Annotated in this window: 14 protein-coding genes; 9 read left to right on the top strand and 5 right to left on the bottom strand. The window is 74.6% G+C overall.

All coding sequences use genetic code 11. From position 1 onward, the window contains the following. Positions 1–8 precede the first annotated feature (8 nt). The 3 genes from HUT06_RS24255 to HUT06_RS24245 all read right to left on the bottom strand — a co-directional run bounded on the left by HUT06_RS24255 (position 9) and on the right by HUT06_RS24245 (position 3,151). Entirely contained in the window at positions 9–1,007 is a 999-nt protein-coding gene (locus HUT06_RS24255) for a carbohydrate ABC transporter permease (protein WP_176197832.1), read from the bottom strand. Between the two features lie 186 nt (positions 1,008–1,193). Beyond that, positions 1,194–2,192 (bottom strand): aldose epimerase family protein, encoded by a 999-nt coding sequence (locus HUT06_RS24250; RefSeq protein ID WP_176197831.1) that lies wholly within the window; start codon positions 2,190–2,192, stop codon positions 1,194–1,196. Beyond that, on the bottom strand, positions 2,189–3,151 hold the full coding sequence (locus HUT06_RS24245) for a LacI family DNA-binding transcriptional regulator (protein WP_176197830.1): 963 nt from the start codon (positions 3,149–3,151) through the stop codon (positions 2,189–2,191). The genes HUT06_RS24250 and HUT06_RS24245 overlap by 4 nt, the downstream gene beginning before the upstream one ends. Positions 3,152–3,298: 147 nt before the next feature. Here HUT06_RS24245 and HUT06_RS24240 point away from each other — a divergent pair, with 147 nt between their 5' ends. The 5 genes from HUT06_RS24240 to HUT06_RS24220 all read left to right on the top strand — a co-directional run bounded on the left by HUT06_RS24240 (position 3,299) and on the right by HUT06_RS24220 (position 8,154). Further along, complete coding sequence (locus tag HUT06_RS24240) at positions 3,299–4,186, top strand: NAD(P)-dependent oxidoreductase (protein WP_176197829.1); 888 nt, start codon at positions 3,299–3,301, stop codon at positions 4,184–4,186. Positions 4,187–4,197: 11 nt separating this feature from the next. Further along, a complete protein-coding gene (locus HUT06_RS24235; RefSeq protein ID WP_176197828.1) occupies positions 4,198–5,253 on the top strand; it encodes a mandelate racemase/muconate lactonizing enzyme family protein in 1,056 nt (351 codons plus the stop codon). Next, on the top strand, positions 5,250–7,187 hold the full coding sequence (locus HUT06_RS24230) for a DUF6807 family protein (protein ID WP_176197827.1): 1,938 nt from the start codon (positions 5,250–5,252) through the stop codon (positions 7,185–7,187). Before HUT06_RS24235 ends, HUT06_RS24230 begins: the two co-directional genes overlap by 4 nt. Positions 7,188–7,258: 71 nt before the next feature. After that, the gene (locus tag HUT06_RS24225; RefSeq protein ID WP_176197826.1) at positions 7,259–7,987 is read left to right on the top strand and encodes an alanine--tRNA ligase-related protein; all 729 of its coding nucleotides are present in this window, start codon (positions 7,259–7,261) and stop codon (positions 7,985–7,987) included. Further along, complete coding sequence (locus HUT06_RS24220; protein WP_176197825.1) at positions 7,984–8,154, top strand: hypothetical protein; 171 nt, start codon at positions 7,984–7,986, stop codon at positions 8,152–8,154. The genes HUT06_RS24225 and HUT06_RS24220 overlap by 4 nt, the downstream gene beginning before the upstream one ends. Before the next feature lie 68 nt (positions 8,155–8,222). Here the strand turns inward: HUT06_RS24220 and HUT06_RS24215 are convergent, their stop codons facing one another. Both HUT06_RS24215 and HUT06_RS24210 read right to left on the bottom strand, forming a co-directional pair. Next, positions 8,223–13,679: a carboxyl transferase domain-containing protein gene (locus tag HUT06_RS24215; RefSeq protein WP_176197824.1), complete on the bottom strand. Its 5,457-nt coding sequence runs from the start codon at positions 13,677–13,679 to the stop codon at positions 8,223–8,225. A gap of 160 nt (positions 13,680–13,839) precedes the next feature. After that, on the bottom strand, positions 13,840–15,876 hold the full coding sequence (locus HUT06_RS24210) for a SpoIIE family protein phosphatase (protein WP_176197823.1): 2,037 nt from the start codon (positions 15,874–15,876) through the stop codon (positions 13,840–13,842). Between the two features lie 140 nt (positions 15,877–16,016). Here HUT06_RS24210 and HUT06_RS24205 point away from each other — a divergent pair, with 140 nt between their 5' ends. From HUT06_RS24205 to HUT06_RS24190, 4 genes are all read left to right on the top strand, one after another. Next, complete coding sequence (locus HUT06_RS24205) at positions 16,017–18,833, top strand: LuxR C-terminal-related transcriptional regulator (protein WP_176197822.1); 2,817 nt, start codon at positions 16,017–16,019, stop codon at positions 18,831–18,833. A 149-nt stretch (positions 18,834–18,982) separates the two neighbouring features. Next, entirely contained in the window at positions 18,983–21,433 is a 2,451-nt protein-coding gene (locus HUT06_RS24200) for a M4 family metallopeptidase (protein ID WP_176197821.1), read from the top strand. 443 nt (positions 21,434–21,876) lie between these two features. Continuing rightward, on the top strand, positions 21,877–22,401 hold the full coding sequence (locus HUT06_RS24195) for a DUF488 family protein (RefSeq protein WP_217711418.1): 525 nt from the start codon (positions 21,877–21,879) through the stop codon (positions 22,399–22,401). A 251-nt stretch (positions 22,402–22,652) separates the two neighbouring features. Then, positions 22,653–23,408, top strand: coding sequence for an SDR family oxidoreductase (locus HUT06_RS24190; protein WP_176197820.1), 756 nt, complete (start codon positions 22,653–22,655; stop codon positions 23,406–23,408). The last annotated feature ends 14 nt before the right edge of the window (positions 23,409–23,422 follow it).

Below are 23,422 nucleotides of genomic sequence, written 5' to 3'. Positions count from 1 at the left end.
GCGCGCGCTTACTTGTCGTCGCCATAGAAGACCCAGAATCGAGACATGAGGAAGTTGACGGCGGTCAGGGCCCCGATGATGAGCAGCAGCACCCAGGCCATGGCCGCCGCGTAGCCCATCTCGTAGTTCTTGAAGCCCTTGATGTAGAGGTAGAGCGTGTAGAAGAGGGTCGAGTCGACCGGCCCGCCGTTGCCGCCGCTGACGACGAACGACTGCGTGAACGACTGGAACGACTTGATCACTTCGAGCACCGCGTTGAAGAAGATGATCGGCGTGAGCAGCGGCAGCGTGATCGAGCGGAACTGCCGGACCCGGCCCGCGCCGTCGACCCGGGCCGCCTCGTAGAGGTTCTGCGGGATCTGCCGCAGCCCGGCCAGGAAGATCACCATCGGGGCGCCGAACGTCCAGACGTGCAGGATGATCAGCGTCCACAGCGCGGTGTCCGGGCTCGTGACCCAGCCCTGGCCGTGGTAGCCGAACCAGCCGAGGAAGGTGTTGACGATCCCGTCCGTGCCGAAGATCTTCCGCCACAGGATCGAGATCGCCACGCTGCCGCCGAGCAGCGAGGGCAGGTAGAAGACCGACCGGTAGAACGACAGCCCGCGCAGCCCCTTGTCCAGCGCCATCGCCAGCCCGAGGGCGAAGGCGAGCTGGAGCGGGACGGACACGACGACGTAGGTGGTCGTGACCTTGAGGGAGTTGAGGTAGCGGTCGTCGGCCGTGAACATCTTGTCGTAGTTGTCCAGACCCACCCAGTGGGCCTGGCTCAGCAGGCTGTAGTCGGTGAACGACAGGTACAGCGAGGCGATCATCGGGCCGAGCGTGATCGCGAACAGCCCGAGGAACCAGGGCGCCAGGAACAGGTAGGCGGCCCATGCCTGCGAGCGGGCGCGTGAGCTCTTGCGGCGGCGGGTCCGGGGGCGGCGCGCGGCCGGCGGCGCGGCGGGCGCGACCGCGGGCTCGGCCGTCCCCGGCGCCTGGGCGGCCGCGGCGGGCCTCAGCGTCATCACTGGCCCTTCGGTGAGTCGGAAGTGGTTGAGATAGCGCTTTCTTAGCGCGTGGCCGGAGATGACGTCAACCCTTTGCAGTGAGATTCCTCACGCCCGGTTGTGGCTCGTTCGACATATGCCCAGGTCAGCAATGTATGGACCCTCGCAGCCCTGGCGAGGTCGTCGAGAAGCTTGCACGCGTTACTACAACCGTTTGCAGTCTCCCGGCGTGTGGAACCGGTAGGTCGTGGCCGAGGTGTGCTCCTCGCCGGGCCGCAGGACGGCGGAGGGGAACGCCGGCCGGTTCGGCGCGTCCGGGAAGCGCTGGGTCTCCAGGCAGAGACCCGCGAACGGGCCGTAGGGAGTGGCGTCACCGTCGAGCATGTGGCCGGTGTAGAACTGGACGCCCGGCTCGGTCGTGGTGACCTCCATCGACCGGCCGCTCGCCGGGTCGGTGACCGCGATCCGCCCCTGGAGGACGTAGCAGTGGTCGTAGCGGCCGCCGCGCCGCGCGTCCACCCGGGTGGGCGCGGTGAAGTCGAACGGCGTCCCGGCGACCGGGGCGAGTTCCCCGGTGGGGATCTTGCCCTCGTCCACCGGCAGGTAGCGGTCGGCCTCCATCGCCACGACGTGCCCCCGCACGTCGCCCGACCCCGCCAGGTTGAAGTAGGAGTGGTTGGTCAGGTTGACGACGGTCGGGGCGTCGGTCGTGGCGCGGTACTCCAGGCGCAGCGCGTCGCCGTCCAGGACGTACCGGACGCGTGCCGCGAGTTCCCCCGGATACCCCTCCTCGCCGTCGGGGCTCACCAGGCTGAGCAGCAGCTCCTCGGGGCCCGCCGACTCGGCCCGCCACACCCGCTTGTCGAAGCCGCGGACGCCGCCGTGCAGGCTGTGCGCGCCGTTGTTGGCCGCGAGCCGGTACTCCCTGCCGTCGAGGGTGAACCTGGCGCGGGCGATGCGGTTGCCGTAGCGGCCGACGACCGCGCCGAAGTAGCGGCTGCGGTGGAGGTAGTCCTCCAGCGTGCCGAGGCCGAGCACGACGTCGGTGCCGTCCGCCACCTGGAGCCGCTGCACGATCGCGCCGTAGGTGAGGACGGCGACCCGCAGCCGCCCGTTCCCCAGCACGTACCGGTCGACGCGCTCGCCATCGGGGGTGGTGCCGAAGGCCTCGGCGGCGGTGGGGACGGTGTCGCTGGATCTCAAGGGAATCCTTTCGGGGGAGCGGTGGTCTCGCGGACCACGAGATGGGTCTCCAGGAGGGTCGCGGCGCTCATCGAGGTGATGAGCAGGTCGACGGCCATGCGCCCGGCGTCGGCGGTGGGCATGGCGACCGTGGTGAGCTTGGGCCGGTACAGGCGTCCGGTGATGCTGTCGTCGATGCCGATCACGCTGACGTCGCCGGGCACGCTGACGCCCAGCTCGTCCAGCCCCTCGATGAGGCCGATCGCCACGAGGTCGTTGTAGGCGAGCACGCCGGTCACCCCGGACGCCGCGACCTCGGCGGCGACGGCGGTGCCGCCCTCCCCGGTGGGCGCGTTGGGGCCGATCACGATGGTGTCGAGGCCCGGCACGTCCGCGACCGCCTTGCGGATCTCGCCGCTGGTCCACGAGCCGGCCGGGCCCGACACCAGGGCGACGCGCCGGTGGCCGAGCCCCGCCAGGTGCTCCATGGCGGTGCGGGCGCCGCGGGCGACGTCCATGACGACGGTCGTCACGCCGCGCAGCCGGCGGTTGACCAGCACGGACGGGATCGTCTCGACCAGCTTCTCCAGCGCCTTGTTCGACGCGCGCGGACTGCACAGCACGAGGCCGTCCACCTGCTTGGAGAACGCCAGGACGAGATCCTCCTCCTTGGCGGGGTCCTCGTCGGTGTCGGCGACGAACAGGTGGTAGTCGCGGGCGCGGGCGGCGGCCTGCGCCGCCTTGATCAGCGGGGGGAAGAACGGGTTCGCCAGATCGGCGACGATCAGCCCGAGGTTGCCGGTCCGCCCCGTGGTGAGCGAGCGGGCCGCCCGGTTCGGCCGGTAGCCCAGCTCCTCCGCCGCCGTGAGGACGCGCGTCCGCGTCTCGGCGTTCACCATGTGCGGCGCGGAGAAGGTCCGCGACACCGTCGACACGTGTACGCCGCATGCGCGGGCGACGTCCCGGATAGTCACTGCCATGGCGTCCACTCTAACGCAACCGTTTGCAAGGAGGCGATGATCGACAGTGTCGTTTCCGCTGGTCGCGCGATGGGCGCTTGACGGGTCGGCGGGGTTGGGGCGATCGTTACTGCAACTGGTTGCAGACCCTTCGAAGGAGTCCATGCGGTGAGCAGAGTGCTCGTCACCGGAAGCGCGGGCCGACTGGGCCGCAGCGTCGTCACCACGCTGGCGGCGGCCGGCCACGAGGTGATCGGCGTCGACACCGCCCCCGGCACGCCCCGGGACGCCGCCGAGACACTACCGGCCGACCTCACCGACCTCGGCGAGGCCCACTCGGTGATCGCCCGGTTCCGGCCGGACGCGGTCGTCCACCTCGCGGCCATCGCCGTCCCCTTCGGCCGGACCGACGCCACCACGTTCCGGGTCAACACCCAGCTCGCGTTCAACGTCTGCGCGGCGTCGGTGGCGCTCGGCGTGGCGCGGCTCGCCGTCGCGAGCAGCCCGACCGTGATGGGCTACGGCGCGCCCGGCGGCTGGATCCCCGACTACCTGCCGCTGGACGAGGAGCACCCGACGCGGCCCTGGAACGTCTACAGCCTGTCCAAGCTCGTCGCCGAGCAGACGATGCGGACGTTCGCGCGCTCCGGCACCGGCACCCGGATGGCCGCGTTCCGCCCCTGCTTCGTCATCGCGCCCGAGGAGTGGGAGGGCGCGCCGACCCAGTCCGGGCACACCCTCCGCGAGCGGCTCGACCGGCCCGAGATCGGCGGCGTCTCGCTGTTCAACTACCTCGACGCCCGGGACGCCGGCGAGTTCATCGGCGCCCTCCTCGACCGGCTGCCCGGCCTGGCGCGCGACGGCGAGGTGTTCTTCGCCGGCGCGGGCGACGCGCTCGCCCGCGAGCCGCTCGCCGAGCTGCTGCCCCGCCTGCTCCCGGAGGCCAAGGAGGCCGCCGGCGCGCTCACCGGCACGTCCCCGGCCTTCTCGACCGCCAAGGCCGAGCGGCTGCTCGGCTGGTCCGCCAAGCGCAGCTGGCGCACCGAACTCGTCTGAGAGGGACCGGCATGATCAAGGATCTGGCCGTCGGGCTCCGGTCGGTGCCGCTGGCCCGGCCGTGGGGCGCGGACGTGCCGAGCAACCACGTCCTCTTCGTCACGCTCACGCTGGACGACGGCCGCACCGGGACCGGCATCTCCTGGACCCCGCGGATCGGGGCGCACGCGGTCAAGGCGCTGCTGGAGCACGACGTCCGCGCCGCGGTGATCGGGCTCCCGCCCCACCCGGGCCTGGTGTGGGACCGGCTGTCGGCCCATCTCGCCGAGGCCGGGCGGTCGGGGATCGTCCCCATCGCCCTGGCCGGAGTCGACCTCGCGCTGTGGGACCTGGAGTGCGGCGGCCGGTCCCTCGCCGACGTCCTCGGGCCGCGCCGCGAGAGCGTCCCGGTCTACGGCAGCGGGATCAACCGCCACTACCCGCTGGACGAGCTGACCGCGCAGGCCGCCCGGTGGGCCGCCGCCGGGCACCCCGCCGTCAAGATCAAGGTCGGGCTGCCCGCGCTCGCCGACGACGTCGCGCGGGTCGCGGCCGTCCGAGAGGTCATCGGCCCGGACACCGCGCTGATGATCGACGCGAACCAGCGGTGGGACCTGCACCGGGCCAGGACCGCGCTGCGCGCGCTGGAGCGGTTCGACCTGTTCTGGGTCGAGGAACCGCTGCCCGCCGACGACCTCGCCGCGCACGTGGAGCTGCGCCGGAGCGTCGGCACGCCGATCGCGGTCGGCGAGAACGTCGCCACCGCGCACGGCTTCCGCGACCTGCTGACCGCCGGCGCCTGCGACGTCGTCCAGCCGAACGCGGTCCGGGTCGGCGGCATCACCCCGTTCCTGCGCATCGCCGACCTCGCCCGCGTCTTCGACGTGCCGGTCTACCCGCACCTGCTGACCGAGCTGTCCGGGCAGCTGGCCCTCGCGCTGCACCATCCCGCGATGGTGGAGCTGCCGGAGGACGCCGCGCTCACCGACCTCGGGCTGCTCGCCGAGCCGTCCCCGGTGGAGATCACCGGCACCGGGCTGCGCGCGACCGGCGCGCCCACGCGGTGGACGGCGGAGGCGGCGCGATGAGGCCGGTGCGGGTCGTCGTGGCCGGGGTCAACGGCTACGGGCGCCACCACCTGGAGAACGTCCGGCGGCTGGCCGCCGCGGGCCGGGCCGAGCTGGCCGGGGTGTGCGACGTCCGGCCGCCGTCCGGCCTCGGCGTGCCCGTCTCGGCCGACCTCGCGGCGCTGATCCGGGAGACCGGCGCGGAGGCGGCGGTGATCGCCACCCCGATCCACACCCATGCCCCGCTGGCGGTGGCCGCGCTCCGCGCCGGGGCGCACGTGCTGCTGGAGAAGCCGCCCGCCCCGTCGGTCGCGGAGTTCGAGGCGATCGCGGCGGCGGCGGCCGAGACGGGGCTCGGCTGCCAGGTCGGGTTCCAGTCGCTCGGCTCGGCGGCGGTCCCTGCCGCGCGGGACGTGCTCGGCGAGCCGGTCCGCGCGATCGGGGTGGCCGGGGCGTGGACGCGGCCGTTCGGCTACTACACCCGGTCGCCGTGGGCGGGCCGCCGCCGGCTCGACGGCGTCGACGTCATGGACGGCGCGCTCACCAACCCGTTCGCCCACGCCGTCGCGTCCGCGCTGGCCGTCGCGGGGGCCGACGCGGTCGGCTCCATCGCCGGGATCGAGCTGGAACTGCACCGCGCCAACGCCATCGAGTCCGACGACACCTCCAGCGCCCGGCTCCGGCTCGCCGACGGCACCGTCATCGCGATCACCGTCTCGCTCTGTTCCGGCGGGCGCACCGAGCCCTACCTGCACCTGCACGGCGAGCACCGGTCGGCGCGCTTGTTCTACACCCTCGACGAGATCGAGTCCGGCGGGGTCCGCACCGGCCACGACCGCACGGACCTGCTCGGCAACCTCATCGCGCACATCCGGGACGGCGCCGGGCTGCTCGTTCCGCTCGCGCGCACCGGCGGGTTCACCCGGCTGCTCGACGAGATCCGGCGCGCCCCCGGCCCGCGGCCGGTCGACGCTCGGTTCGTCCGCCGCGAGCCGTCCCGGCTGGTGCTGCCCGGCATCGAGGACCTCGCCGTGCGCGCGGCCGAAGACCTCGCGACCCTGTCCGAGCTGGGCTTCCCCGGCAGTCTCGGCACGGTGGAGGCGCCGTGGCCGCGGCCGCGGCTGCGGGTGGGCGGCAAGGACGTCGCCGACTACGTCCAGCGCGGCGACCTCCAGGCCACCGACGCGCCCCGGCCGCACCTGCACCCCGTCCGCACCCTCGGCGGGACGGTCGTCACCGAGACCCAGCCGGACGACCACGTCCACCACTTCGGCGCGGGGATCGCGGTCTCCGACGTCGACGGGGCGAACTTCTGGGGCGGCTCCACCTACGTCCCCGGCGAGGGCCCGCGGATGCTGCCCAACCACGGGCGGCAGCGGCGCCGCACGCTCCGCCCCGTCGACGGCGGCTACGCGGAGAGCCTCGACTGGGTCGGCCCGGACGGCACCGTCCTGGCCGCCGAGGAGCGCACCCTCACCGCGCGTCCCGTCTCCGGCGGGTGGGCGCTGGACGTCGCGTTCACGCTGACCGGCCGGACGGGGAAGCCGCTCGTCCTGCAGAGCTCCGCCTGCAAGGGCCGGACCGGCGCCGGCTACGGCGGGTTCTTCTGGCGCGCCCCCAAGGACTCCGCCGGCCTCGCCGTCTTCACCGGCGAGGCGTCGGGGGAGGAGGCCGTGCACGGCAGCATCACCCCCTGGCTGGCGCTGACCTCGGACGCGTGGAGCCTGGTGTTCGTCCAGACGACCGGGCTCGACCCGTGGTTCGTCCGGGTCGCCGAGTACCCCGGCGTCGGCCCGGCCCTGGCCTGGGACGCCCCGCTGACCGTCCCGGACCGGCTCGACCGCGCGGTCACCGTGGTGGTCGCCGACGGGCGGCTCACCCCCGGCCGGGCCCGCGCCCTCGCCGCCGTCCAGCACCATTCCGCGACGACAACCCCTGACACCCGGCCCACGTGAGCGGACCGGGATCACCGTGTGCGTCAGGTCAGGTTCTCGAGGAGTTCGGCGGTCACGCAAAGGAACCCCTCATGCCCACGCGGCTGCTCTATCTGGACGACTCCCAGCGCACCGAGGCGGACGCCACCATCGCGCGGGTGCACGACGACGGCGGCGACACCACGGTCGTCCTGGACGAGACGATCTTCTACCCGCAGGGCGGCGGCCAGCCGACCGACCGTGGCCGGCTGACCACCGCGCGGGGCGCGCTCGACGTCCGGCGCGTCGCCTTCGTCAACGGCGAGGTGCTGCACATCGGCCCGGCGGAGGGCACCCCCGCGCCGGGGGAGGGCGCGCACCTGACCGTCGACCCCGGGGTGCGGCGGCAGCACGCCCTCCTGCACACGGGCGGCCACCTGGTGATGACCGCGGTCGACCGGCTCGTCGGCTACCACCCGACGAAGGGCTACCACTTCCCGAACGGCCCGTACGTCGAGTTCGACCGTCCGCTCCCGGTGCCGGACCGGGAGACCTTCGCCGCGCGGGTCCAGGAGGCCATGGACCGCACGCGCTGGTCTCCCAGGGCGAGCCCGAGCGGGCCCGTGCGGAGCTGGAGGCCGTCCTGGCGACGGTGCGCAGCCGTCTCGGCGCCCGGCACCCCGTCCATCTGCGCGCCCTGTTCCTGCTCGGGCAGGCGTGCGCGCAGCGGCACGACGACGAGCGCGCGGGCGAGCTGCTCGCGGCGGCGCTCGGCGGGCAGCGCGCCGTCCTCGGCCGCGGCCACCCCGAGACCCTGCGCACGCAGCACGAGCTGGCCGTGAACCGCAAGCTCAGAGGGGACGGCGCCGAGGCGGTCGAACTCTTCGCGGAAGTGCGCCGCCTCTCGGCGCACCAGGTCGGCCGCGCCACGGACCTGCACTGGCAGGCGTTCACCGGGGAGGTGCTCGGACGCCTCCCGAAGTGGATGTGGCGCCTCGGCCGCCCGTAGCCGCGGCCGCGCCCCCGTCCCCCGGAGGCGGGAAGGACGGGGGCGCGGGCGCCTGCGGGAACCGGGTCTCAGCCGAGGCGGGACTCGATGGCCCTGATGATCTGGGGGCGGAGTTCGGCGGCCGGGATGACGGCGTCGACGGAGCCGACCTCGACCGCGCGGCGGATGTCGTGGACGCGGTCGAACTCCGCGGCGACCTCGCCGAGCTTCTCCGCCCGGACCGACGCGCGCAGCTCGTCCAGCTCCGCGATCAGCGCGGCGCGGTCGGCGCCGGTCGCGGCGGCGACGCGCGGCTCCAGGTCGCGGACGCGCGGGTCGGCGGCGGTGCGGGCGTCCACGTCGCGGGAGAACACCGCCGCGGCGGCGGGCGCGCCGCCGAGCACCGACGCGAACGAGCCCTCCAGCGCCAGCACGGTCATGTCCGGGTTCAGCGCCTTGGAGAACACCACGAACGCGCCGCCGTGGTAGCGGGAGATCACGCAGAACACGATCGGGCCGCGGAAGTTCACGATCGCGCGGCCGATCTCCGCGCCGTACTCCAGCTGGAGCTTGCGCAGCGACTCCGGCGAGCCGTCGAAGCCCGACAGGTTCGCCAGCACCACCAGCGGCCGGTTGCCGCTGGCCGTGTTGATCGCCCGCGCGGCCTTCTTGGACGACTGCGGGAACAGCGTGCCCGCGGTGTAGGCGTCGGGGCCGTCGGTCGGCGGGAACCCGCGCCGCGGCACCGCCTGCGACTCGATGCCGAGCAGGCACACCGGGATGCCGCCGAGGTGGACGTCCTGCACCACCGCGGTGTCGGCGTCCGCCATGCCCGCCCAGCGCTCCAGGACCGGGTGGTCCTGGTCGGACAGCGCCCGCATCACGGTGCGGATGTCGAACGGCTTCTTGCGGTCCGGGTTGGCCGCGGCGGAGAAGATCTCGCCGACGGTGGTGAAGTCGCTGCCCTCCACGGTGTGCGGGAAGTCGGAGACGTCGCGGTCGGCGGGGTCGGCGGTGGCCGCGCGGCGCGGCGCGTCCTCGCCGGGGACGATGTAGGTGTGGTCGTAGTGCGCCATCAGCACGTCCCGCGCGGCGACCAGGTTCGGCGCCCAGTACTGCGCCTGCCCGTTCGGCCCCATCACCCGGTCGTAGCCGCCGATGCCGAGGTTGTCCTCGGCCGAGACGCCGCCGGAGAAGTCGAGCGCCTGCTTGCCGGTCAGCACCATCGCCGACTCCGGCGTCATCACCAGGACGCCCCTGGTGTGCATGAGCATCGTCGCCTCGGCGTTCCAGTACGGCTGCGCGCCGACGTTGATGCCCGCGACGACGACGTTGATCTCGCCGCCGTCCTGGGTGAACTCGACGATCCGCTTCAGCGCCGCCGCCACCCAGTCCATGTTCTCCGTGCCGGACTCCATGGAGATCCGGGCGCCGGCCGACAGCGCGTACCACTCCACGGGCACCCGCATCCGCTCGGCCAGGTCCAGCGCGGCGATCACGCGGCGGCACTCGGGCTCCGACAGGGCGCCGAGCGCCTTCGTCGGGTCGCCGAGCAGCACCACGCGGGTGATGCCCTCCGGGTGCCGGGACGTCGGGGTGGCGACGACCCCCGCGACGATCGCGGCGGTGTTGCGGCCCGCCGGCCGGTCGACCGGCACCAGCGTGTGCGCGTCGTCGAGGTCGTGCTCGGTGAAGTCGCCGAGCATCCCGGTCAGCTCGTACGGGTACACGGTGTTGCGGCTGCGGGCGCGCAGCACCTTCTGCCGGTAGCCGTCCACCGGCACGACCGGGTCGTCGGACGGCTCGCCCACGGTCAGGCTCGTGCCGCCGGCGGCGTCGAACGCGATCCGGACCGTCCGCTTCAGCAGCTCGCCGGTCTCCGGGTCGCGGCGCCGCCCGATGATCTCGATCTCCTCCAGCCCGGCGCCCGCGGCGGTCGGCAGCATCCGGTCGACGAGCATCTCCAGCTCGGCGCGGGTGAGGTCGCTCGGCGGCCAGACGTAGATCACGATGCGGTTGGTCGGCAGCCGCTTCTTGGACGGGCGGCGCTCCTGCGCACGCCGGATCGAGTCGAGGCAGGTGGCGATGATGAACTCGGCGGTCGGCAGCGACAGCAGCCGGCCGTCGTTGTCGCGCAGCCCGGACAGGTCCCGCACCTGCGCGAACGCCACGAGGCGGTCGTCGGAGGGGTTCTCCCGCGCAACGCACTGGAACAGGTAGACCTCCTCGTCGGAGGACGGGAGCCGGGTGAGGTCGAACCCGCTCAGCCGCTCCATCCGCATCCGCTGCGCGATGTGCGGGTGCAGGCCGCGGATCAGCCGCTCCTCGGCCATCCCGGCCCCGGACGGCCGGAAGGTGAAGTGGTGGTGCATGACCGCGCCGCTGCTGCCCGCGACGGTGGCGGTGATCCGGCGGACCCGGCCCGGCAGCGGGTGCGCGGCGAGGACGCCGCCCAGCGCGGCCGCCATGGCGTCGAAGTCCTCGGGCTGGTTCTCCCAGGAGAGGTAGATGTCGGCGTCGACGGCGTCCTCGCCGGCCGCGAGGCCGGCGAGGCCGGCCAGCGCGCCGTCGAGGGCGTCGAAGCTCACCGCCGCCGAGACCAGCCGCGAGCCCGCCCGCTCGGCGACGACGAACGAGCAGCCCCCCGCCTCGGCGGTGCGGACGCCGGTCAGGCCCTTGTTGCCGTAGTAGCGCCGGGTCAGCACCTCCAGCATGACCGCGTTGTCGCGGTCGCCGCGGCGGAGCCGGCGGCCGAGCAGCCGCACCAGCGGCTCGGTGCTGCGCACCATCTCGGCGACGCGGGCGGCGCGGTCCGGCGCGTCCGGGTGGGCGTCCAGGTGGCGCAGGTGCCGGCGGACGTCGGCGTAGACGCGGGCGCGGTCGCGGCGCAGCATCGGCTGGGCGTACCAGGCGAACACGACGCCGCACGCGAGGTCGTAGACCACCGGGAACCGCACCTGCGCGGCGGTGATCAGCCGCTGCAGCGCGAGGCCGGCGGGCTCGCGCAGCGCCTCCACCGGCGGCGGCTCGCGCAGCCACGCGCGCAGCAGCGCGGTGACGACGGCGGCGTCGGCGGACGCGCGCTGCCGGGACAGGAAGATCCGGAACACCGCCGCCTCGAGCTCGGGGGAGCGGTCCAGTTCGGTGACGCCGTAGTGGCCGAGCGCCGTGGCGAGCCGCTCCTGGAACGCCGCCGGCAGCCCGGCCCGCTCCACGTCGAGGCTCTGCAGGTAGGTGTGGAAGTACTCGCGGGCGCTGTGCACGTGCCCGTCCGCGCCGTCCCCGCCGGCGGGCCGGTCGCGGGTCAGCTCGGCGAGGTCGGCGAACACCTCCAGCAGCGCGATCTCCTCGGCCAGCGGCCGGTGGCCGCCGGCGGCGGCGGCCTGCCGCGCGTCGAGGTAGCCGGTGAGGGCGCGGCGCTCGTCGTGCGGGTCGACGTCGAAGCCGAGCAGCAGGCCGCGCAGGTCCTCCCGGCCGCGCGCGGCGCGCTCGCGGGCCGGGACCGCGGCGGGTGCGGCCGGCAGGTCCAGCTCGGCGGACGCGGTGGCCTCCGCCTCCCCGGCCTCGGCGGCGTCGGCGAGCGGCTCCAGCCGCAGCAGCGGCGCGCCGGTCTCGACCTGGCTGCCGACCGACACGACGCATTCCTTCAGCCGCGCCTTGAACGGCGCCCGCAGCACCGTCTCCATCTTCATGCTCTCCAGCACCAGGACGGGCGCGCCCGCCTCCACCTCGGCGCCGGGCTCCAGCGGGGTCGCGACGACCAGCGCGGGCGCGGGGGAGCGGACGACGCCGCCCTCGTCCCGGCTGACCCGGTGCGTCACGCCGTCCACCTCGACCAGGTGGACGGGGCCGTGCGTCCCGATGAGCAGCCGGTAGCGGGTGCCGTTGACGGTGGTCTGCGCGGTGTGCCGGTCGAAGCGGTCGAGTTCGACGTCGGCGGTGCGGACCTCGTCGCCGGCCTCGACGGCGACGCGGAACCGGTCCGCGCCGACCCGCGCGACCCGCACCCGGTAGCCGGCGCCGCGCAGCTTGAGGTCGAGCGGCCGGCCGCTCTCGTGCCGCACCTGCGGCCGCCCGCCGGACGCGGTGGACAGCAGCCGCGCCCGCGCGGCGCGCTCGTCCTCCTCGTAGGCCTCGATGGCGGCGACGGCCAGCGCGACGGCCGAGTGCCGGCCGCTGACGAGGTCGCCCTCGGCGCGCACCCGGTCGATCCAGCCGGTGTCGGCGCTCGCGCCGACGACCTCGGGCCGGTCGAGCAGGTCGAGCACGAAGCTCTTGTTCGTCGCGCCGCCCTCGATGATCACCGTGGTCTGCGCCATCGCGCGGCGCAGCCGGCCGAGCGCCTCGTCCCGGTCCCGGCCGTAGGCGATGATCTTGGCGATCATCGAGTCGAAGTCGGCGGGGATGGTGTCGCCCTCCCGGACGCCGGTGTCCACCCGGACGCCGGGCCCGGCGGGCAGGTCGAGCCGCGCGATGCGGCCGGGCGCGGGGGCGAAGTCGCGGTCGGGGTCCTCGGCGTTCAGCCGGGCCTCGACGGCGTGCCCGCGCTCGGCCGGCGGCGCGCCCTCCAGCCGGCCGCCGGCGGCGACGTGCAGCTGCGCCCGCACCAGGTCGAAGCCGGTGACGGCCTCGGTGATCGGGTGCTCGACCTGCAGCCGGGTGTTGACCTCCAGGAACGCGAACAGCTCGTCGCCGGGGTGGTAGAGGAACTCCACGGTCGCCGCGCCCCGGTAGCCGACCGCGACGGCGAGCCGCTCGGCGGAGGCCTTCAGCTCCGCCGCCTGCTCGGCGCGCAGCACCGGCGACGCCGACTCCTCGATGACCTTCTGGTTGCGGCGCTGCACCGAGCAGTCGCGGACGCCGAGCGCCCACGCGGTCTCGCCGTCGGCGATCACCTGCACCTCGACGTGCCGGGCGCCGGTGACCAGGCGCTCCAGGAACACCACGCCGCTGCCGAACGCCCGCGCGGCCTCCTGGCTGGTGCGCTCGTAGGCGTCGTCCAGCTCGGCCTCGTCGTTGATCACGCGGATGCCGCGCCCGCCGCCGCCCGCGGTGGCCTTCAGCATCAGCGGGTAGCCGACCTCGGCCGCCGCCGCCCGCGCCTCGTCCAGCGTCGCGACGGCGCCGCGGCTCCACGGCGCGACCGGCACGCCGACCTCCTCGGCGATCAGCTTCGCGCCGATCTTGTCGCCGAGCCGGCGCATCGCCTCGGCGCTCGGGCCGACGAAGGTGACGCCCGTCCGCTCGCACAGCTCCGCGAACGCCGGGTCCTCCGCGACGAAGCCCCAGCCGACCCACGCGGCGTCGGCGCCGGTCTCCACCAGCGCCCGCTCCAGCACCTCCAGGTTCAGGTACGGCCGCGCGGCCGCCGGGCCGAGGTCGTAGGCGAGGTCGGCCTCGCGGACGAACGTGGCGGTGCGGTCGACGTCGGTGTGCAGGGCGACCGTCTCGATCCTGCTCCCGGTCTCGGCGGCGAGCCCCCGGACGGCGTGGATGAGCCGCATGGCGGCCTCACCGCGGTTGACGATGGCGACACGACTGAACACCCGACCGAGCCTCTCCTGTAGACCACTGCGCACGCCGCGCGACGGCGCCCCCGACGGTGCCACCTTTCCGCCTACCCGTCCGTAGCGCCATGTCGCAGACATCGCACGCTGAGCGGCTGGAGTTGTGGGAATCGTGCAAAGCCGGGGGCCGGGAACCGCGTTACGGAGAGTCCGGAACACGGACGGCGATGACGGCGATGTCGTCGGTGCCGGTGGTCGGGAGGCCGGTGAGGACGCCGTCGCAGAAGGCGGGCAGGGGGGCGCCGGCGAGCTCGGCGGCCCGGCGGCGGAGCCGGCCGAGGCCCTGGTCCAGGTGCTCGTCGGGGTGCTCGATGAGGCCGTCGGTGTAGAGGAAGAGGGTGGAGCGGGGCGGCAGCGGCTCGACGGCGCTGACGCAGGGCTGGTCGACGAGCAGGCCCAGGAGGGGGTTGGCGGCGTCCTCCAGCAGCCGGGCGTCGCCGCCGGCGGTGACCAGCAGCGGCGGCGGGTGGCCGGCGACCGCGTAGTTGAGCTGCAGGCCGCCGCCCGGCGACTCCTCGACCCGGGCCAGCACGCAGGTGGCGGTGCCCTCGGGCGACAGCGTGGCCATCGCGGTGTTCAGCCGGCGCAGGATGTCGCCCGGGGGCTCCTCGCGGTCGACCGCGAGGCCCCGCAGCATGTTGCGGAGCTGGCTCATCGCGACGGCGGCGCCGAGGTCGTGCCCGGCGACGTCCCCGATGACGAGGGCGGTGGCGCCGTCGCGGAGCACGAACGAGTCGTACCAGTCGCCGCCCACCTCGGCCGCCGCGGGACTCGCCCGGTACCGGGCGACGATGTCCAGGCCGGGGACGTCGGGCGGCTCCGCCAGCAGCCCGTGCTGGAGGGCGAGGGCGACCCGCTGGGTGCGCTGGAACAGCATGGCGCTGCTCAGCGCGTCGTGCGCGTGGTCGAACATCTGCCCGATCAGCGCGACGTCGTCCGCGCCCATCGGCGGGCGGTCGCCGCAGGCGGACGCGGTCACCACCGCCGCGACCGCGCCGTCCACGACCACCGGCAGCAGAACCACGCTGTGGGCCTTGGCGTCGGTGAGCCACGACACGGTGCTCGCGGGCAGCAGGTCCGCGGGCGGCTCGCCGGGCGGGAAGCTGCGGCGCACCGGGCGGCGCCCCCGGACCGCCCGGACGAACCCGCTGCCGGCCGGGAACCACTCCTCGCCGGACGGGAGGCGCCCCGGCAGCCCCTCCCGCGCGGCGGTGGCGATCCGGCGGGCGAGGACGGGAGCGCTCGCCGGGCGCTCGGCGAACTCCGGCAGCAGGTGCACGCCGCAGCCGTCGGCGAGCGCCGGGACGAGGACGTCCGCCAGCGCGCCGAGCATGTCGTGCAGGTCGGCGTGCTCGGCGGTCGCCACCGCGGCCCGCCCGAGCAGCTCCCGGCGGCGCTGCCGCCGCCAGGACTGCTCGACGTCGGCGCAGGTGCCCACCCATTCCACGACGGCGCCGCCCTCGTACACCGGCGCGGCGTGCACCTCGAAGTGCCGGTACTCGCCGTCCACGGTCCGCAGCCGGTAGACGTGCCGCCAGGGGTGGGCCTCGCGCAGCGCCCCGTGCCAGGAGCGCAGCGTCGGCACGCGGTCGTCGGGGTGCAGCGCCCGCAGCCAGCCCTCGCCGCGGAACTCCTCCCAGCCCTGCCCCGTCACCCGCTCCCAGCCGGGACTCGGCTCGATGGGCCCGCCGTGCGGCCCGGTGACCCAGACGATCTCGGCGCTCACCCGGATCAGGCTCTGGAACCGGTGCAGCAGCCGGCGGCGCGTCTCGGCCATCTCCCGCGAGCTGCGGGCGGCGGTGACCTGCTCGGTGACGTCCGCGGCGACGGCGAGGACGCCGGGCTCGCCGTCCTCGAACCGGGACAGGCTGAAGGAGAAGTAGCGCCGCTCGCGGCCGGAGCCGAAGTACAGGCTGACCGGCGCGTCGGTGACGTTGACCGGCTCCCCGGTGGCGAGGACGCGGTCGAACAGGTGGAAGTAGTCCTGTTCGAGGAGCTCGCCGAACGCCTCGCGGATCGGCTGCCCGATCGGGCGCACGCCGAAGCTCGTGCGGTAGGCGACGTTGGTGTAGACGAGGCGGTGCTCGGGCCCGGTCGTCACGGCCACGCCCACCGGCGCGAGGTCGAAGACCTCCAGCGTGAGCTTGCGGTGCCGTTCCGCTCCGGCGTCGTCCATCGTCCCCCCGTCGGCCGGCCGTCCTGGTGGTCGCCGTACCCCGGGAACCGGGCGGATATGGGAATCTTGACTGCGGTTGCGGAGAGGTTTACCGTCCGCGGCGGGTCCACACGCCGAACCCAGGTCCGGAGGCCGCGCGCATGACAGATGGGGTCCGCACGGGTGGGGCCGGCGTCCGCGCCAGTCCGGCGCTCGGCAGGGAGAACGTGCTGGGCGGCGTCCGCGCGCACCTCGCCGGGGGCGGCGGCGTGCTGCTGGAGGGCCCGGTCGGGATCGGGAAGTCCACCCTGTTCGCGACGCTCGCGGCCGAGCACGCCGCGGCCGGCCACCGGGTGTTCTCCTGCTGCCCGGCCGAGGCCGAGCACCAGCTGCCCTTCCTCGGCCTCATCGACCTGATCGCGCAGGTGGCGGACGAGGTCGTCGAGCGGCTCCCGCCGCCCGAGCGCCGGGCCCTGCGCTCGGTGCTGCTGCTCCAGGACGCCCCGACGGGTGAGCGCGACCTGCTGTGCCTGCGGCTCGGGGTGCTGCACGCCTTCCGGCTGCTGTGCGCGGACCGGCCGGGGCTGGTGCTGGTCGACGACGCGCAGTGGCTGGACCGCCCGACCGGGGAGCTGCTGGCGTTCGTGGCGCGGCGAGCGGCCCGGCTCGCGCCGCCGCTGCGGATGGCGGCCTCGGTCCGGCCGGAGCCCGCGCCCGGCGAGCCGGCCGCCGGCGGCCGGTGGCGGGACGCGGCGGGCCTGTGCCCGGCGCCGGTGCTGGCGGTCCGGGTGCCGCCCATGTCGGCCGCGGAGCTGGCGGTGCTGCTCGGCGACCGGTTCGGCCGGTCCTGGCCGCGCGCGCAGCTCGCCCGGATCCACGAGGTGAGCGGCGGCAACCCGTTCTTCGCGGTGGAGCTGGCGCGCAGCGTGCTGGAGCACCCGAGCGCCGCCGACCCGCCGATCCCGCAGAGCCTGTCGGTGCTGATCCGCAAGCGGGTGGCGGCGCTGTCCCCGGCCGTCCGGGAGGCGCTGCTCGTGGCGAGCGCGGCCAGCCGCCCGTCGGTGGAGCTGCTGCGCCGGACGGGCCGCGGCGACCTCGCGGAGGCCGAGCGGCGCGGGATCGTGGAGGTGGACGCGGCCGGGCAGGTCCGCTTCACCCACCCGCTGCTGTCCGCCGCGATCTACGCCGAGGCCGGGCCCGTCGAGCGGAAGGCGGCGCACCGGGCGCTCTCCCAGGCGGTGGGCGACCCGGTGGAGCGCGCGCTGCACCTGGCCCGGCTGACCTCCGGCGGGGACCGGCACATCGCGGAGACCCTCGCGCAGGCCGCGGCGGTGGCGCGCCGCCGCGGCGGGCCGTCCACCGCCGCGCACCTCGGCGAGCTGGCCGCCGACCGCACCCCCGAGTCGGCGCGGGGCGCCGCGGTCGGCCGGCGGCTCGGCGCCGCCGAGGACGCGGTCGTCGCGGGCGACTACCCGCTGGCCCGGCGGCTCGCCCGGCGCGTCCTGGAGGCGACGGCCCGGCCGGACGAGCGGGTCCGGGCGTGGATCGTGGTGCTGGACTCCTCCGGCCAGGCGCTGGCCGAGGTGGAGGAGGTCTTCCCCAAGGCGATGGAGGACGCGCGCGGCGAGCCGCTGCTGCTGGCGCCGCTGCACTACCGGCTGAGCTGGCGGGCGTGGATGGTGCGGGGCTCGGCGGCGGCCGCGCACGTGCACGCCCGCCGGTCCGCCGAGCTGGCCGCGCTGGCGGGCGACCGCAGGACCGAGCTGTTCGCGCTGTCCAAGCAGGCGAGCATCGAGCTGTTCCTCGGGCACCCGGACGCAGAGCGGACGCTCCGCAAGGCGCTGGCGGACCCGCAGGACCCGCAGGTGATGTGGCACCACAACGGGCCCGTCTACATCAAGCACCGCCACCACCTGATGCACGACCGGGTCAGCGAGGCCCGCGCCGAGTTACGGGCGCTCATGTACAGCGTCCGCCAGCGCGGCGTGGTGGAGAGCCTGTGCCTGTGCCTGTACTGCATGACGCAGGTGGAGATCTACCAGGGGCGCTGTCGGCGGGCGCTCCGCCTGGCCGGGCAGAGCCTGGACCTGGCCGAGGACTCCGGGCTCAGCCAGGGGCCGTCCTGGTACGCGCTGGCGCTGGCGGAGGCCGCGGGCGGCGACCTCGGCCGGGCCCTGTCGGCGGCGGAGCAGGCGGTGCAGCACAGCGCCGACGACGGCGACCAGCTGTTCCTGCCGCGCGCCCTGCACGCGGAGGGGCTGGTCCGGCTGCAGCTCGGCGACGCCGGCGCGGCGGTGCGGGTGCTGGACCAGGTCCGCGCGCTGGAGACCGGGCAGGGGCTCGGCGACCCGGCGATGCGCCGCTGGCACGCCGACCTCGCCGACGCCCTCGTCGCCGCCGGCCGCGCCGGGGAGGCGGCCGAGCTGGTCGCCGGGACGCGGGCGCGGGCCGCCCGGCTGGGACGGCGCGGCGTGCTCGCCGTGCTGGAGCGTTCCGCGGCGCTCGTCCGCGCGGCCCAGGGCGACCTCGGCGCGGCCGAGGAGGGCCTCGAACGCGCGGCGGAGCTGCTCCAGGCCCTGCCCTACCGGCTGGAGGAGGGCCGCGCGTGGCTGGAGCTGGGCGCGTTGCGCTCTCGGCGGGACGACCCGGAGCGCGGGCGCGCGGCGCTGCTGCGGGCGCGGGGAGTCTTCGCGAAGGCGGAGGCGCGGCCCTGGCTGGCCCGCACCCAGGCCGAGTTGCAGCGGCTCGCCGCCGCCGGGCCGGTCCGGCGGGCGTCCGGCGACGACCCGCTCGGCGTGCTCACCGACATCGAGCGCAAGGTGGCGGTCCTGGTGGCCGAGGGCGCCACGAACCGGGAGATCGCCGCCCGGCTGTTCCTCAGCATCAAGACGGTCGAGGCCGCGCTCACCCGGACGTTCCGCAAGCTCGGCGTCCGCTCCCGGGTGGACGTCGCGCGGCTCACGGTCTCCGGCCGCTGACCCCCTCCCCGCGCAGCTGCCTCCACACATAGGGATATCCCTATGCATTCTTCGTCAGGCTTACTAATGCGGACGAAGCTGCTCACACTCGCGCTTGTCAACCCCCCGTCACCACGGGCTCCCTTCAGTGGTGAAAGGACATCCATCCCATGTCCCAACGGACAATCGCGATCGCCGCGTCGGCGGCGGCGCTGGTCGCCCTGACCGGCGTCGCCGTGGCCTCGCCGGCCGCGGCCACCCCGCAGGCCCCGCCCCGTCCGCAGCAGCCCGCCGGGCCGTCCGCCTTCGCGGACGCCCCCTTCACGCTCGACCCGTCCCCGGCCGTCCGCAAGCGCGCCATCAGCAGGGCGCGGAAGGCCATCGCCGCGCACCCCGGCCGCGCGCACCGCGCGAGCGGGCACGAGTTCACCGCCCGGTCGGTCGCCGTCGACCGCGACGGGTCGGCCGACGTCCGGTTCGACCGCACCTACCGCGGGCTCCCCGTCTACGGCGGGGACCTGGTCGTCCACCTCAGGCCGGACGGCTCCTACGGCGCGCTGGAGACCGCGTCCGACACCGCCGGCGCGGTCCGGACGACGCCCAGGGTGCGCGCCTCGGCCGCCGCCGGGATCGCCCGCAAGCAGCTCAAGGGCACGGTCTCCGCCGTCTCGAAGCCGAAGCTGGCGATCAAGATGGAGGGCCGGTCGGCGGCGCTGGTCTGGCAGACCGTCGTGACCGGCGTCCGCGCCGACCGCACGCCCAGCAGGCTGCACGTGCTGGTGGACGCCCAGAAGGGCGGCGTCGTCCAGAGCGACGACGAGGTCTCCACGTTCGCGCCGTCCGGCGTCCGGACCGGCCCGGCCGCCGCGGCCCCCGCCACCGCCCTGACCCAGGGCACGGGCCACGGCATCTACGTCGGCACCGTCAACCTCGACCTCACGCAGTCCGGCGGCACCTGGACGATGCGGGATCCCTCCCACGGCAACGGCTACACCACCAACCTGAACCACGCCACGTCCGGGACCGGCACCGTCTTCAGCAACTCCACCGGCGAGTTCGGCAACGGCAGCAACGGCGACCCGTCGTCGGCCGGGGTGGACGCGCACTACGGCGCCGCCATGACCTACGACTACTTCAAGAACGTCCACGACCGGAACGGCATCTTCGGCGACGGCCGCGGCGTCCCGTCCCGCACCCACTACGGCAACGCCTACGTCAACGCGTTCTGGGACGGCTCCCAGATGACCTACGGCGACGGCGAGGGCAACGCCAGGCCGCTGGTCGAGATCGACGTCGCCGGGCACGAGATGAGCCACGGCGTGAGCGGCGCCATCGTCGGCTGGGGCGAGAACGGCGAGACCGGCGGGATGAACGAGGGCACCAGCGACATCTTCGGGACGATGGTGGAGTTCTACGCCGGCAACCCGGTCGACAAGCCCGACTACACCATGGGCGAGCTGATCGACATCTTCGGCAACGGCGACCCGCTGCGCTACATGTACAACCCGGCGCTGGACGGCCAGTCCCCGAACTGCTGGGACAGCGGCAACGGCGGGCTCGACCCGCACTACTCCATGGGCCCGCTGAACCACTGGTTCTTCCTGACCGCCGTCGGCAGCGGCGACCACGGCTACGGCAACAGCCCGACGTGCGACAACTCCACGGTCACCGGGATCGGCAACGACAAGGCCGCCAAGATCTGGTTCAAGGCCCTGGCGTCCTACGCCAACAGCAACGAGGACTACCACGACGCCCGCATCGACTCGCTGAAGGCCGCGGCCGACCTGTACGGCACCCACTGCACCGAGTACAACACCGTGATGGCCGCCTGGGCGGCGGTCAGCGTCACCGGCTCCGACCCGGTGCCCGGCGAGTGCCCCGGCCAGGGCGACAACCCGAGGGTCACCAACCCGGGGAACCAGACCGGCACGGTCGGCACGGCGGTCGACCTCGCCGTGCAGGCCAGTGATCCGAAGGGCGAGACGCTGAGCTACAGCGCGACCGGGCTGCCGGCCGGGCTGTCGATCAACGCCTCCAGCGGCGTGATCTCCGGGACCCCGACCACGGCGGGCTCCAGCACCGTCGCGGTCACCGCGAAGAACACCTCCGGGCTCACCGGCACCGCGTCCTTCACCTGGACGGTCAACCCGCCCGGCGGAGGCTGCTCCGCGCCGGGCGACAAGGTCTCCAACGGCGGCTTCGAGGGCGGAACGTCGCCCTGGACCACCACCTCGGGCGTCGTGTCGTCCAACAGCGACGGTGAGACCGCCCACTCCGGCACGCACTACGCCTGGTTCGACGGCTACGGCCGGTCCCACACCGACTCGGCGACGCAGTCGGTGACGATCCCGGCCGGCTGCACGGCGACCCTCACGTACTACGTGCACATCGACACCGAGGAGACCACCGGCGTCACGGCGTACGACGACCTCACCGTGAAGGTCGGCGGCACCACCGTCGCCACCTACTCCAACCTCGACGCCAACTCGGGGTACGTCCAGAAGAGCATCGACGTGTCCGCCTACGCGGGCCGGACCGTCACGCTCTCGTTCTCCGGCACGGAGGACGCCGCCCTGTACACGAGCTTCGTCGTCGACGACGTGGCCGTGAACGCCAGCTGACGGACGCGGTCCCGCCGCCGGCCCCCGCCCCCGGGGGCCGGCGGCGGCCCTGAGGAGAGCGAGGCGAGTCGTTCTACCGGCTCGCAAGCGACTACCAGGTCACCCTCGACCATCCCGACTCCCTTGAGGTGCCCTCCACAGGTATCGCGGTGCAGATGCTGTCGCTCGCCGAATCCGCGACCGACGCCCACTCCGCGCGGTTCGGCGCCTATCCGACGAGGAGGTCGACGCCATTCTCGGCAACGATTTCCGGTTCGGCGGAATGGAGTATCCGGGGTTCATCCTGGACCTGGTCGGCAATGTCGCGCTGCCGCGCGAACTGGCCCACCAGCGGTGGTACGGAATCGTCGGCGACGACGAGTACAACGCCCCCTGGCTGGCCGAGTCCTTCGCCGACTACGCCGGCGGGTGTCCCGCCGGCCGCACCGGGCAGCCTGGAGGGCGTGGAACCGCTGCTGACCTTCGGCCACGGCACCGCCGGGCGCGCGGAGCTGGCGCCCCTGCTGCGCGGCGCCGGGGTGCGGTCCGTCGTGGACGTCCGCACCGCGCCCGGCAGCCGCCGCAACCCCGACGTGCACCGCGACGCGCTCGCGGAGTGGCTGCCGGCCGAGGGCGTCGGCTACCGCTGGGACAAGCGCCTCGGCGGCTTCCGGCGCGCCGCGCCCGGCAGCCCCGACACCTTCTGGCGCAACGACTCCTTCCGCGGGTACGCCGGGCACACCCGCAGCCCCGAGTTCCTGGACGCCATGGACGAGCTGCTGCGCGAGGCCGGGCAGGCCCGCACGGCCGTCATGTGCAGCGAGTCGGTGTGGTGGCGCTGCCACCGCCGGCTGATCGCCGACTTCGCCGTCCTGGCGCGGGGCCGCCCCGTCCTGCACCTGGCCCACGACGGCCGCCTCACCGAGCATCCGCCCACGCCGGGGGCGCGCCTGCAAGAGGACGGCCTGCTCGTCTACGACGGGGAATGACCGCCCCGGGCCCCGGCGCGCCCGGGACCCCCGTGGGGCGGCCAGTGCCCCACCCTGGTGCCCCCGGCGGGGGGCGGCGGTGACAGTTGTCGGTGTCGGCCCCCGGTCTGGTGACCGGCGGGTCATTGAAGGACGGACCTCCCGCATCGGGAAAAAGTTCGGGGGAACTGTCACGGGTGGGGGGTCCGCCTTGTCCTAGATGGCGGCCGGGCGGCGAGCGCCGCCGCCCGGCGAACTGGAGGGGATCGAACATGAAGATCGTGGTCATCGGCGGCACCGGCCTGATCGGGTCGAAGGTCGTGGCGAGGCTGAGCGCGCAGGGGCACGAGGCGGTGGCCGCGGCGCCGAACACCGGGGTGAACACGCTGACCGGCGAGGGCCTCGCGGACGTGCTGGCGGGGGCGTCGGTGGTGGTCGACGTGGCGAACTCGCCGTCGTTCGAGGACAAGGCCGTGCTGGAGTTCTTCGAGACCGCGACCGGCAACCTGCTGGCCGCCGAGGAGGGCGCGGGCGTCGGCCACCACGTCGGGCTGTCGATCGTGGGCACCGAGCGGGAGCCGTCCCGCGGCTACTTCCGCGCGAAGCTGGCCCAGGAGGACCTGATCCGCAAGTCGCCGATCCCGTACTCGATCGTGCACGCCACGCAGTTCTTCGAGTTCACCCGGGGCATCGCCGACGACGCCACCGACGGCGGCACCGTGCGGATCGCGCCCGTGGCCTACCAGCCCATGGCCGGCGACGACGTCGCCGCGCAGGTCGCCAAGGTCGCGATGGGCGCCCCGCTGAACGGCCGGATCGAGATCGCCGGGCCGGAGCGCTTCCGGATGGACGAGTTCATCCGGGACGCCCTGGCCTACTGGAACGACCCGCGCGAGGTCGTCGCGGACCCGCACGCGCACTACTTCGGCGCCGAGGTCGGGGAGACGAGCCTGGTCCCGGTCGGCGACGCCGTCCTCGGCGCGATCCGCTACACCGAGTGGCCGGGCCGCGACGCGGTGGCGAAGTAGGCCCCGCCGGACGA

Origin of the sequence: Actinomadura sp. NAK00032, assembly GCF_013364275.1 — a bacterium.
Classification (GTDB): domain Bacteria; phylum Actinomycetota; class Actinomycetes; order Streptosporangiales; family Streptosporangiaceae; genus Spirillospora.
Note: the sequence above shows the minus strand (reverse complement) of the source record. Positions and strands in the feature narration are given on the sequence as shown.